The sequence below is a fragment of the Legionella navarrensis genome, assembly GCF_052527415.1.
Map to the genome: position 1 here is coordinate 1 of NZ_JBNVZR010000001.1, position 12348 is coordinate 12348.

Sequence of the window (12348 nt, forward strand, 5' to 3'; positions counted from 1 at the left end):
AAGACGTGAGAAAATGGTCTGGCAACGGCGATTTTGGGAGCATTTGATTCGTGACGAAGATGATTTACACCGATGTCTTGATTACATTCATTATAACCCTGTGAAGCATGGATACGTCGAAAAACCATATGACTGGTACAGCAGCACGTTCAGGCAGCATGTCAGGCGTGGGTTTTATGATGCGCATTGGGGGGCGGGTAGTGAAACAGATGCCGTTAAAAATTATAGATTGAATGAATGAGGTTCGGGTGTGGGCAGGTGGGCACGTCGTTGCACTCCTTTGCCCACCCTACGTATGGGATTATTGCCCGGCACAGGTGCGTAGGGTGGGCAAAGGAGCGCAGCGACGTGCCCACCAGTGTCCGGCAATACCGCTTCAGCTCAACAGAAAACGAAAGTTTCTCTGCATTTCATGCAGGTCGAATTTGTTCAGGAACAGTGAAAAACTCATCCATGCGCTTAAGGCTGCCAGATCCCGGAATGGGTGTGGCAAATAAACCGGGGCTGCCAGGAGGCCGCGTTCCTGCAGATCGTGCAGCAAGGGCAGATCATCGAGCACCACCTTGCCCGTAAACAGCAGGGGAATGATATCAATGCGGTGCTGACTGATGGCAAAACGAATAAAATTGTATAACTGCAGAAAACCCTTTGCGTAGGATAAATCCTTGGTAAACGCACCACCCGTCGGAGTACTGCCGCGAAATACACGAACAGACTGATTGTAGCTGTCTTCTTCGCTCAAGCCACAGCTGACAAAATAGCGATAAATATCCAGAAAATCAGCGCCTTCACGGACTTTATCCAGTGCGATTACCCGGTTGGTTATCTTGCGAATCCGGCCTGGGTAAGACGAAAATGTAACCACTTCGGTGATCACGGCCAGGCCTTCCTGAATGACGCTGCAGGAGGGGGAACCTTTGGACAGGAAAAAACAGTAAGGCTGCATGGCGCCATTCAGCGTTGTTCCAACATGAACCCAGCCCTCATGCACCTCAAGGTATTTAATGTCACGATCGGAAAACATGGCCTGCTGGCTCAATTTGATGTTGTCCGCACCTGCTGACGCGTCAGCGACCATGTCATCACTGACCATCACTGTGATTTTACCCGGATGCCTGTCAAAAAACAGACTTAAGCGCTCCTGCAATAAGCTTTGTGCTTCCTGTGGCGTGTACCGCTTTAAATCGGCTTCAGATTGCAGCTTCACGTCCAGAGCGGTCAGGGTATCGAACAGGCTGGTCCCCAGATCCGATAAACGTGGGCCACCAGAATAAAACGCATCATCAGGACTGCCATATAATTCTTTGGATAATTCAGAAAAAGCCGGTGTTCCCCGCGCGGCCAGCATTTCGGAGGCGCGACAATATTCATCGCATTGCCGACGTATCAGGCGGGTGACCGGTGAGTATTGCCCCAGATTGTTTTGTGTATCGCGGGCTATCAGACGAAATTCGTCCAGCTTGTCATCAACGTTGAAAGGCAGGGGTCTGCCTTCATAATATTCTTTATTGACCGATGGCAGCCGCCTGGCCTTGTGCTGGAAGAATTCCTGCCTGACGGAATCATCCCATTTGATGCTGTCGAGAATGCGAATGCTACGCTGTGCGTCAACCAGACGTTGCGATAACTCCTGTATAATCAATAACTCATTCGATTCTGTCGGCATCATCAAGGTCCTGATTAGTTTGCCTTGTCAATAGGCGGTGCAATATTGACGACAGCATTAGCGTTTTGCTGGGGTAAGTCATAAAAATGGCTGATGTTACTGCTGGTCAGCGGCGGGGGAACCACCAGCTGTTGCCCGTTTCGGCTACCCAGATACAGTTGCTCGCCGTTGCTTGCGTACCGTGAGGCACAAGAGCTTAACAGCACCATTGACAGAATGATTATGGCAGATTTTTTCACAGTTTTCCTCTTTAAACCAATTGTAATTGTTTAAGAACAGCCAGCAGTTCCTGGTGATGTTGTTCAGCCAGGGGCGTCATGGGCAGGCGCAGTTCATTGTTTATCAGACCCATTTGACTTAAAGCCCATTTAACGGGGATGGGATTGGACTCAACGAACATCAACTGATGCAGCGGCATCAGCTGTTCATTAATACGCAGGCAGCCAGCACTGTCGCCATCGAGAGCCATGTCGCAGAGTTTAGCCATTTGGCGCGCTGCCACGTTGGCTGTTACGGACATAGCCCCCTTTGCTCCAGCCAGAAGCCACTGTGCTGTGGTTTCATCGTCACCGCTGAACACATCAAGGCTGTCCTGGCATAGTCTGAGTATCTGTTGCAGGCGTGCCATGTTGCCTGTGGCCTCTTTGATGCCCACGATATTGGAAATCTGAGCCAGTCGTGCCACGGTTTCGGGAAGCATGTCACAGGCGGTTCGGCCCGGTACGTTGTACAGAATGATGGGAATGGCCACTGCTTCGGCAATGTGACGATAGTGCTGATAGAGACCTTCCTGCGTGGGCTTGATGTAGGCCGGGGTCATGATCAGGGCCGCGTGCGCGCCGCTTTCCATGGCCATATGAGTCAGTTCGATGCAGTCGCGGGTTGCGTTGGCGGCGGTGCCGGCAATAACCGGGATGCGCTCACGTACCTGGTCAATAACCGTTTTGATAACCAGCTGTTTTTCTTCGCGATGAAGTGTTCCCGCCTCACCGGTTGTTCCGGCGGCGATAATCGCGTGCGTACCTGATGAAATATGGAATTCAACCAGGTCGCGCAAACGGGGCACGTCTACTTTGTCACCCTGAAAGGGCGTAACCAGGGCTACGATGCTGCCTCTAAACATATGACTTCTCCTGAATAGCAATATAAGGATAGTACCTTAAATACAAAAGCATGTCTTCTGTCCATGGCTCCATAATTATTTGACTATAAAATAAGCAGAAAGATTATTTATGTACTAGAATGATAGGTGATGGATCTAACAAAAAAGGAAATTCACCATGAAAAAATCATTACCGATTGTGTTTGCTTTGGGTTTATCCGCAGTGGGACTGGTGGGTTGTACTAACACGGAAGTAGGTACAGCCGCAGGTGGTGCCGCTGGTGCGGGTATTGGTTACGCAGTTTCCGGTGGCAGCGCCCTTGGTACGGTGGTTGGAGCGGGTGCCGGTGCTCTGATTGGTAATTCAATCGGCCAGAATCAAGACAGACGTAACTATTATCGACATCGCTACTATTATTAATACATCAGCTTTTGGTTTTTTTTCATCAGATTCCTGCTGGTACAGGGGAATCTTTTGTATTATAGGGACTCTCACCTTACAAGGAATGTCATGATGCAATTAAAAAATAAAGTAGCCATCGTAACCGGTGCTGCCAGTGGTATTGGCAAGGAAATCGCTCACGTTTACGCCAGAGCCGGGGCCAGGGTAGCGATAGCCGATTTGAATCTTGCTCAGGCCCAGGCCGCTGCCGACGACATCAAGGCGGCTGGCGGTGATGCAATGGCTGTGAGCATGGATGTCACCAATGAAGCTCAGGTTAACGCCGGAGTGGATGCTGTGGTCGAACATTTTGGCGGGGTTGACGTGCTGGTGAGTAACGCCGGGATTCAAATCATAGACGCCATCGACGAGCTGGCCTTTACAGATTGGAAAAAAATGCTGGCGATTCATCTGGACGGCGCGTTTTTAACCACGCAGGCCTGTATCAAACATATGTATGCAGCCGGCAGGGGCGGCAGTATTATTTACATGGGATCGGTGCACTCCAAAGAAGCATCAAAACTGAAGGCACCCTACGTAACCGCCAAGCACGGCCTGATTGGTCTGTGTAAAGTGGTCGCCAAAGAAGGGGCGGCTCATGGCGTACGTGCCAACGTGATTTGCCCGGGCTTTGTGCGAACGCCGCTTGTTGACAAACAGATTCCTGAGCAGGCAAAGGAGCTGGGTATCAGCGAAGCCGAAGTTATCAAAAATGTGATGTTAAAAGAAACGGTGGACGGCGAATTCACCACCACGGATGACGTAGCCCAGACGGCTTTGTTTTTCGCGTCGTTCCCCTCCAACGCCCTGACCGGACAATCTCTGATTGTCAGCCATGGCTGGTTCATGGAATAAGAACGGGAGAATCCAGATGAACGCATCCTTTGTCAGAGATAACGCCTTTGCCATGCCGTTTGGCAGCCCGTCTTATCCGCCCGGACCCTACCGGTTTATTAACCGGGAATATTTGATTATCACTTACGAAACAGACATTGATTTGTTGCGCGAGGTGGTTCCTGAGCCATTGGAGGTGGTGGAGCCATTAGTCAAGTTTGAAGTGATTCGCATGCCGGATTCAACAGGCTTTGGCGACTATACCGAATCTGGTCAGGTGATTCCGGTGAGGTATAAAGGCCGCGCCGGTAGTTACACCCATGCCATGTTTCTGGATGATTTGGCGCCGATAGCCGGAGGACGGGAGATCTGGGGATTCCCTAAAAAACTCGCGCAGCCTCGATTAAGCATCGAAAAAGAGGCCTTGCTCGGCACTCTGGACTACGGCTGCAACCGCATCGCCACCGCCACTATGGGATACAAGTATCAAACGCTGGATATTGAGCAGGTAAAGGCTTCGATGCTCAGCCCCTGTTATTTGTTAAAAATTATTCCACACGTTGACGGCAGTACGCGGATTTGTGAGCTGGTTGAATACGAGTTGTGTGACGTGACGGTTAAAGGAGCCTGGACTGGTCCGGCACAACTGGAGCTGTTTCATCATGCTCTGGCGCCTGTCGCATCCCTGCCGGTAAAGCGCGTGGTGAGCGCTACGCACATCGTATCAGATTTAACTCTGCCTTATGGACGGGTTGTGTACGACTATCTGAAATGAGGTAGATGTGTTCCCGGATTACGCTGGGGTTCTGGACGAGATTGTAGCCCGGATTAGGCGATAGCCGTAATCCGGGAATACGCCGGGCCCGTCGATTTTATTTTGATGCCCTGGCATCCAGCTAATATTCCCTTAATGTTTCCTGATTATTATGTGATCATTCGTATCTTACCTGTCGATGTAACACCTATGCCCATCTATATTGAAAACGGAGATGAAATTGCCCTGTCTAAAACCGATGACAAGCGTGGCGGTAAGAATAACGGGCTGGCAGATGGTTATTATCTTGGAACCAATGGCCGCCAGTATTTTATCAAACAACCGCAGGACACAATGGAGTTGTTCACGGAATTGTTCGCCGGGCAGTTGCTGCAGGAATTTAAAAAACATAAGTTTGTAGATGAAAAACTTCACAGCTCCCTGATTTGCGCGGATTTGGTTCGCATGGAGAGCGGCTCGTATGCCCTGATTCAGCCTAAAGTCGATTTTCTTGAGCTGTATCACATTATTGGTACAGGTTACGCCGATGGTTCCGATCGTAACCTCTGGCTGGAAATGTTTTCCGGCCCTTCGTACTATCCGATTCTGGCGCAACGAGGCTATTACTATGGCCTGTCTACCTGCCTGATGTTTTCCGTCCTGCTGGGCGATTACAGTGTGCACAGTGGCAATGTAGTCTGCATCTCAGCACCAGCGGCTGCCTCTTCGTCTTCGTCATCCTTCACGCCGCTGCCTGTTGATCAATATGCAAAAATTGACTGGGGCGCTTCGTTTCGTCATTTTGCTCATCCAGAAAACAATATTGATTTGCTGACTCCCTTTGAGTATCGCGGCGTACTAAACTACAAGGGATTTACCAAGGGTTATTTGAGCAACTACAGACAGGTTCCCGGCCTGTATGCGTCTATTGTGCGTGCCGCTGAACTATTCCAGAATCAGATAAATCAAGGCATATTGTCGGAAATAATCGCCCAGGTATTGCGAAAAATGCCGGCTGATCTGCTGAATCAAGACACCAAAGACCGGCTGGCCAGCTATATGTCCATGCCTTGCTTCTCAAGGGTGAGCTTCGGTGGTGATGGAGAGGTTGAAGAGGTTGCAGTGGCTTTCGCAGAGGTGTTGATGACCCGGCTCCAGCTCATGCCCACGCTGATCCGCTTCGAGCAAACGTTATCCGACTCCGGTTTCTCTTTGATGGCTGGCACTGACACGCCTTTCTCGGCGCAGATGGCAGAATGGAAAAATCTTGTGGATGTGTTGACGGAAACGACAGACAGACTGGATGTGAGCAGTCTTGATGTCACGGCATTACAGAATAAATTTAATCAGCATGTGCAGCATTTGGCACAACAGGCCGAGCTGTTCGATCTCTGGCCTCATGTTGACGGGCAAAACATCAACCTGCTGGCACCGTATTACAACGGGGACAGTTGTGTGCATCATGGCAGTGCGTTTCTTCCATACTATCGTGAAAGCGATTTGCTGCGCCGTTTGTATACCATTGATTGTCAGTCAGGCGGTGTGGTTCGCCTGCATCATTATGAGCTGGCCAATAAAGTGTATGTGAGTCAGGTCAGCGATTCGTACTGGCTCACGATTACCAACAGCCTGAATGCCGGCATGGGTGTTATCAATGCCATTCAGCTGCTGCAGAAGCCCGGTGCCTCCACGATGCCGGAACTGCAACAGGGGTTTCGCGAACAGTTACAGATTTTTAATGACACGCATGCCAGATTGCTGAATTATCTGCCGCAGACATCTGAGCAGATTACAGCGCGTGATTTTGGCAGCCATTGTTTTTATCCTGTCACGGATGATGAGCTGGATGCCATGAACGGCACAGAGCTGGCCATGCTTTGTCTGGAAGAGCTGAACGCGACCGAGCCGAGCCCGCTGGTATTGCGAATTGTTAAAAATGACTCGCGCTGGTCTCGACTGGCTGAGGCCATGGACGATGGCCGTTTTAACGAGCGGGCAGACCTTATCAGTAAAATGCAGCGTCTTTCTGCCTGGCGTGCCGGCGTGGAGCGCATATTGGCCAACAGCCAGGCCTTCCATCAGCAAACCGATCTTGAGCTCAAAAGCGAATGCCTGGTTCGGCTTTATCAGGATGTGGATGCCTTGCCGGATTGTTTCAGGTCGACGTTATCTGACCTGTTGGTGCAGTCCGTTGCCGAGCTGAGGGAATACCGGAATTTGCAGGCGGTCTGGCAGGAAGCGGCTGCCACGTTTGGCTCAGCCAGGCGTGACAGTAAACTGGAAGCGTACCAGGCTCTGCATACAGCTTACACCGCGCTGCCAGATGTATTAAAACCTCTCTTTGAGGCCAGCGAGCGGCTTGCTCATAACGAATACGTATATCTGAGCTGTCTGGCGGCGGGCAGTGCTGCCAACGTGACCGAGCTGAGTGACGCCTATGGCGCGCTGACTGTCGGGCAGAAAGCGGGGTATCCTGAATATCAGCTGATTCATGCCTTGCGGGCCTCAGACTGTATCAGCGATGTATATCCGGTTTCTCAGGCTCATGCTGTCCTGCAACGTCTGCAGGCGCCGCATATTGATCCACAGCTGCAGCGGGAACTGCTCGACGGGGTTCCCGGCTGCCCGGTGCTTTGGCAGACCATCAGCCAGCTGGAACAGGCTGAACTTCCTGTGTCGCTGTTGCAGGATTTATTACGCCTGAAAGCTTTTTGCGACAGCAGGCGCGAGTTAAACCGGGATCTGAGTCTGGGACGGGCATATAACGCATCCATCGATCGCTTTTATCAGGATGTGCTGAACATTCGGGTTTCAAACCGGACACGGGCTGAACAATCCCTGGCTATGGTGGACTCGGCGCGCCAACATTTCCAGCATCGTCATCCCTTGATTCTGCGCTTGTTTGGCGATGCCTTGCTGGTGATTTCGTCTTTGGTAGGTATTGGAATTTACATCGGCCACAAACGGATAAGCGAAGGCAAGAGCGCTTTTTTCTCCAACACCGCAACCAACACCAAACGTGAGTTTGCGCAGCACTGGCTGAATAGTGAGGATTTGATTGAAGACAGTACCCCTTTGTTGAAATCGCCCTGAAATATCCATTCACTCCTTTGCCCACCCTACCCCTGTATTTAATGTTGATAAGGCTCCAGGATGGTTTCCCGCCTGCGCGGGAACGATAGTCCGGAGTTTTGTCCAGCACAGAGGATCCTACAGTAAAATTAATCATCGCTTAATGTCTACTTAATATTCATCTCGTACAATTGATTAAACAAGTTTTGTATCCAGAGGCCAAAATATGAGTGTTCTTCATGAAGCTAATCAGCGCTTGCTGAGTGATCTTTTTAAAATTTACCCAGATCTGCAGGAAAACACACGTGATGACTTTGGGAACGAGGAAGTGAGCTCTCCGGTGTTCTCGGTTGAGGTCGGTCCTCGACAGGCTGCAGCCTCTTCTTCTTCACCCTCATCCACACTGACGATTCATTCTGGCGATTACGCATACAATGCTGCCCGGGCAATTGCGCGTATCGCCCACATACTGGACGGGGTAGTAACCAGTAGCTTTGCAACGGCTCAGGCTGGAAAATTAGGTTTGGAGCTGGCTAAAAAAAATGGAAACGGCAGAATTATCCGCCAATGTTTTAAATACCTTGATAAAGTTGAGTGGATTCCAAAAGTTGTAGATGAACAAACATATCAACTGGCGCAGGCCTTGCGAACCTACGTGAGCACCTTGTTAGCTCCCGAAAAAAACATACTGGATTTTTCCGTAGCCGGGGGAAACCAAACGCTCCAGAATTATGCGGCTCAGGGAAAAGATCAACTGCGTCGTATGAGTATTAATCTGGAGGCGCGTATTCAGGCCTACGAGGTGAATATTAAGGACTTTGACAGGAAACTGGCGTTTTATGAACTGAAGAGAGACGTGGATAACGCAGCGCGGGCGCTTTTTCAAAGCTGCCGGGAACAGTCGATGGAGATCTCTGAATACGCTCTGGACGGAAATGAGAGTGACACGGAACTGGCCAGCAAGGAAGCAGTTCTGCAACGAATCGCTGAGGAATTAAAACCGGAAACGGGCAGCCGATATCAGGCATTTAATTCCTTGCTTGGTGAGTACAAAGGTCAGATAGCTCATTTCAGTCAGGAATTACAAGCCCCGGCGTTTAAAGAAAGTTTTCAAACCAATACCCTGTTGATCCGCATGGCAAACGCTATTCTTCGCCATTCGCAGGAAGACATTGAGCGCGAGAAAAAACAATACGAAGGGCTGCTTCAGAGTGGGCTGCTTCAGAGTGGGCTGAACACCAGGCTGCATCGCCAACACATACCAGAACCTGTAGAGCTCCCGGAGCCTAAGATGATCATTGCCAGTGCGGATGAGATTGCAGACAGTACTTTTTTGATGTTCAGCCGATTAACGACAAGAATCAATGACTATCTCAGTAAATGCGAGGCGGTCAGAGCCGTTGGTCGATTATTTCGTGAGCATTATCCAGAAAGCAGAGACTACCCATTGCCTGCTGAATTTGTTTTGCCTGTCTCCCTGCCTTCCAGTGCCTCGCCACAGGAACAGATCAATGCGCGTATTGAAGCTCTGAGAGCCCTGGAGGCGCGCCTGGAACAGTATCACCAGGAATTAGAGACTGCCAGGCAGACCTTTGAAGCCGCTGTATCTGTGCCAGCCGATGACGAGTCCCTGTTCGAGCTTATCATTCGACAAAAAAACCGCTATCTGACCCGATTTGGTGAAGGTGTACAGGGTGTAGAGGAAGCGCTGGAACGTGTCCGTGCGGAATCAGCAGTGCAGCAGCGTGAGCTGTCGCGTTACGATACAAATGCCAGGGCTATGAAATTAAACAGCCTGGAACGGTCTCTGCAACAGATGACCGCCGCGGTTATCGCTACAGAGCGGGCGCATGGGCAGCAGAACGAGGATTATGGTTATGTGCTCAGTGAAGAGAACAACCGCGCCAATCAACTTCGGTCCGATATTGCCGCCCTGGAAGCGCAACATGCCAGCAGCGAACAGAGATTGGTTGCCTGCATTGGCTCATTGAAGCAAATTGCCCAGGAAAAAGTTGACCCCCTGCAGCTCAAGGCTGATATCGATGCGTTTATAGGCGCTGACCCGAAAAGAGCCTTTGGCATGTATTCAGAGGAGCAATTGCTGAGTATGTTTCAAATTTCGGCCATAACAGATGATCATGATGAGCTGGCAAGCAATTCTGGCGCTGTTTTGAATAGCGATGAGAGCATATTAGGGTGGTTCACTGGTCAACAGAGCCTGCCGGCAGAGCTAAAGCAAAAGTGGGATGAGCGTGCCCAAAACAGGCTGAAAGAACTGGAGCCGGTTTTGGCTGAGATTACAGCACGTGAAGACAGGTTAAAACAGGCTCTGGAGCCTCTGGAAGAGACTTTGCGGCTCCAGGCCGCACGCCTGGCTGAGCTTAGGCAAGAGCTCGCTGATGTTGAGTCGGTCATCGCAGTCGAGCGACAGGCGCTGGACGATTCGTCAGTGAGACAGGATTTTGTCAGGCTGCGACGGGACATGGCACGCTACGAGCTGGATTATGCAAAACTGGATGATCATCTGATTGCCGTAGAAAAGGCAAGACAAGACCTGCAAAACCAGATTGCTCAGGAGCCCGGTGATGCCGTGGATGCGCATATCAATGTCTGTCAGGCACTGCTTCAGGCCATTGAGCCGGACGCTGCCATGAAGCAGCTGCTGTCCGAACTGCCGGCCAGACGAGAGGAGCTCTACGGTCGACTGGCAGAGCTGCCAGCTCACCTGGCCGAGCAAAGCAACGAACTTCGCACACGTCTTGATATGATGAGCAATCGTACGCTGCCAGACCTGGCACAAGACCTTGAAAAACAGGTTTCGGATCGTCTTGAGGCCTTGAGAAACGAATTATCGCAATCGAGGCAAGCGCTGTCAGATGAGGGCAGCCCCTCTATTGAGGCATCCGCGTCGCCCAATGCGCATCAAACGTCAACACCTTTGTCTCCCGACAGTGAAGGTGAACTGAGCCTTGATGAATCCGATGGGCCAATTTCAGTTGTCGAGGAAAAGCGCGTGACTCCCTTACCGAAAAGTCTGGGTGACTATTATGTCTATGCCAACAAGCCTCGGAGGAACGTACATTTTTGGGCACCCGCCAGCGCAAACCGGGATTCACTCAGAGAGGGAGGCAGGACATTTCACTTTTTAGCGCCAGATGAGCGGAATCTGACCAAGGATGGTTTGAAAGCAAAAATTCTGGAGTATTTCAAGTCGGCAATAGAGCGTTGCGAGACCCCGGATGAGTTGAATAAATGCGAAGAGGACATACGCAAAAGATCAATCGAATATCAAATCATCATCACCAGTCAGGGGTTGTTAACGTCTCGCGTGGGCAAAACCGATTCGCTGAAAGCCACCAACGAGATGGTACGGGATAAATACGAGCAGCTGAACTCAGGACTGAAATTATAATAATAAGGCTGTGCCTGAGCCTGAATTCGCCAGGTTCAGGAGATATTCATGAAAACATAGTCTGTCGTTCCCGCGAAAGCGGGAACGACTTTATCTGGCTACTCAATACGTTACGTCATACCCTCACACCGTCTCTGTCTTCAGGTTCGTACAGTCAAACCAATATACAGAATATGACTCAATGTGTTTTGCGTTTGTCCCAGTCTGTATTGATTCAAATATCCCAGCTCCCAGAAATGATGTTTCTTCAGAATATTGACGCCAGCGAACAGGCGGTTTTGGTTGATACTGCCGCTGTTGACCCAGGAGGGATGATTCAGGTTAATAAACAGCTCTTCCCAGGCCAGCGGATAGATGCTCGGCAACACGGCCTGCTGCAGGCGCAGGGTCATTCGCTGCCGCAGGCGCCAGGCGGTTCCCGGTGATTGATCCTGAAATCGTTCTTCGAGGCGGGTTCTGCTGGACAGCATCATGTTGTCATCCTGTAACATGTCCCAGATAAGCTGTTGCCAAAAGCGGTGTTCCTGCGGTGTGCTGCTGATAAGGTTGGGCGTTTGCCACTGATAGCCCAGCCACAGATTGAAATGATTACGCAGAACATGGCCGAGCTCAGCACTGAATAACGCCGTTTCCACCCCATGTGCCTGATTAATAAAGCGGGAGCTGTTACGCAGGTTGTAATATGTTTTTTTTGAATCAGACAGTGGGCCATTGATGTTGAGATCTGCCCAGAGTTTTTCATTGGTCAGTGCGAAGACAGGGCTGGCCATGATGTAACAGGTCATCAACAGAAGCGGAAAAAAGGATCGCAATTGGTCTCGTCCGGGAAACAGGGCAGGCTATTGTATTCTATCTGGATTTCGCAGGTCTTTCCATCCGTGTACTCATGTTGCTCCGATACGTAGGTTGGGCCTTGGCCCAACAAAGAATGTCTCACCAGAACCATTGTTGGGCCAGGGCCCAACCTACGGTTTTATGCGCATTGTTGAATTATTCGGCGCTCTGGTGAGAGGATGGATTTTAGCCGCATCAATGGGTATAGTCTTAACCTGATTTTATCCAGGGA

10 protein-coding genes are annotated in these 12348 nt (G+C 50.5%); 6 read left to right on the forward strand and 4 right to left on the reverse strand.

The genetic code is table 11. The features are described from left to right. Nucleotides 1-241 (forward strand): transposase (locus ACQUTA_RS00005; protein ID WP_444985992.1); only part of this gene is annotated, 241 nt, incomplete at its 5' end. A gap of 135 nt (nucleotides 242-376) precedes the next feature. Here ACQUTA_RS00005 and ACQUTA_RS00010 read toward each other — a convergent pair. The 3 genes from ACQUTA_RS00010 to dapA are packed head-to-tail and all read right to left on the reverse strand — an operon-like array spanning nucleotide 377 to nucleotide 2789. Further along, nucleotides 377-1669, reverse strand: a complete 1293-nt coding sequence (locus ACQUTA_RS00010; RefSeq protein ID WP_444985993.1) for a flavohemoglobin expression-modulating QEGLA motif protein — start codon at nucleotides 1667-1669, stop codon at nucleotides 377-379. Nucleotides 1670-1680: 11 nt separating this feature from the next. Continuing rightward, on the reverse strand, nucleotides 1681-1905 hold the full coding sequence (locus ACQUTA_RS00015; RefSeq protein ID WP_444985995.1) for a hypothetical protein: 225 nt from the start codon (nucleotides 1903-1905) through the stop codon (nucleotides 1681-1683). A gap of 11 nt (nucleotides 1906-1916) precedes the next feature. Then, on the reverse strand, nucleotides 1917-2789 hold the full coding sequence (gene dapA / locus ACQUTA_RS00020) for a 4-hydroxy-tetrahydrodipicolinate synthase (RefSeq protein WP_444985997.1): 873 nt from the start codon (nucleotides 2787-2789) through the stop codon (nucleotides 1917-1919). A 157-nt stretch (nucleotides 2790-2946) separates the two neighbouring features. Here dapA and ACQUTA_RS00025 point away from each other — a divergent pair, with 157 nt between their 5' ends. The 5 genes from ACQUTA_RS00025 to ACQUTA_RS00045 all read left to right on the forward strand — a co-directional run bounded on the left by ACQUTA_RS00025 (nucleotide 2947) and on the right by ACQUTA_RS00045 (nucleotide 11282). Then, nucleotides 2947-3189, forward strand: coding sequence for a YMGG-like glycine zipper-containing protein (locus ACQUTA_RS00025; RefSeq protein WP_444985999.1), 243 nt, complete (start codon nucleotides 2947-2949; stop codon nucleotides 3187-3189). A gap of 93 nt (nucleotides 3190-3282) precedes the next feature. Further along, the gene (locus ACQUTA_RS00030; protein ID WP_444986434.1) at nucleotides 3283-4065 is read left to right on the forward strand and encodes a 3-hydroxybutyrate dehydrogenase; all 783 of its coding nucleotides are present in this window, start codon (nucleotides 3283-3285) and stop codon (nucleotides 4063-4065) included. 16 nt (nucleotides 4066-4081) lie between these two features. Further along, nucleotides 4082-4819 (forward strand): acetoacetate decarboxylase, encoded by a 738-nt coding sequence (locus ACQUTA_RS00035; RefSeq protein WP_444986001.1) that lies wholly within the window; start codon nucleotides 4082-4084, stop codon nucleotides 4817-4819. Nucleotides 4820-4924: 105 nt separating this feature from the next. Beyond that, nucleotides 4925-7891 (forward strand): LepB GTPase-activating domain-containing protein, encoded by a 2967-nt coding sequence (locus ACQUTA_RS00040; RefSeq protein WP_444986002.1) that lies wholly within the window; start codon nucleotides 4925-4927, stop codon nucleotides 7889-7891. Between the two features lie 205 nt (nucleotides 7892-8096). Then, on the forward strand, nucleotides 8097-11282 hold the full coding sequence (locus ACQUTA_RS00045; RefSeq protein WP_444986004.1) for a hypothetical protein: 3186 nt from the start codon (nucleotides 8097-8099) through the stop codon (nucleotides 11280-11282). Between the two features lie 140 nt (nucleotides 11283-11422). Here ACQUTA_RS00045 and ACQUTA_RS00050 read toward each other — a convergent pair whose 3' ends face one another. Beyond that, a complete protein-coding gene (locus ACQUTA_RS00050) occupies nucleotides 11423-12094 on the reverse strand; it encodes a DUF2490 domain-containing protein (RefSeq protein ID WP_444986005.1) in 672 nt (223 codons plus the stop codon). Nucleotides 12095-12348 lie beyond the last annotated feature (254 nt).

What these genes read in the sequence shown, in the direction of transcription:
- ACQUTA_RS00010 (WP_444985993.1), bottom strand. Translation starts at nt 1,669, where the DNA reads ATGATGCCGACAGAATCGAATGAGTTATTGATTATACAGGAGTTATCG.
- dapA (WP_444985997.1), bottom strand. Translation starts at nt 2,789, where the DNA reads ATGTTTAGAGGCAGCATCGTAGCCCTGGTTACGCCCTTTCAGGGTGAC.
- ACQUTA_RS00025 (WP_444985999.1), top strand. Translation starts at nt 2,947, where the DNA reads ATGAAAAAATCATTACCGATTGTGTTTGCTTTGGGTTTATCCGCAGTG.
- ACQUTA_RS00030 (WP_444986434.1), top strand. Translation starts at nt 3,283, where the DNA reads ATGCAATTAAAAAATAAAGTAGCCATCGTAACCGGTGCTGCCAGTGGT.
- ACQUTA_RS00035 (WP_444986001.1), top strand. Translation starts at nt 4,082, where the DNA reads ATGAACGCATCCTTTGTCAGAGATAACGCCTTTGCCATGCCGTTTGGC.
- ACQUTA_RS00040 (WP_444986002.1), top strand. Translation starts at nt 4,925, where the DNA reads ATGCCCTGGCATCCAGCTAATATTCCCTTAATGTTTCCTGATTATTAT.
- ACQUTA_RS00045 (WP_444986004.1), top strand. Translation starts at nt 8,097, where the DNA reads ATGAGTGTTCTTCATGAAGCTAATCAGCGCTTGCTGAGTGATCTTTTT.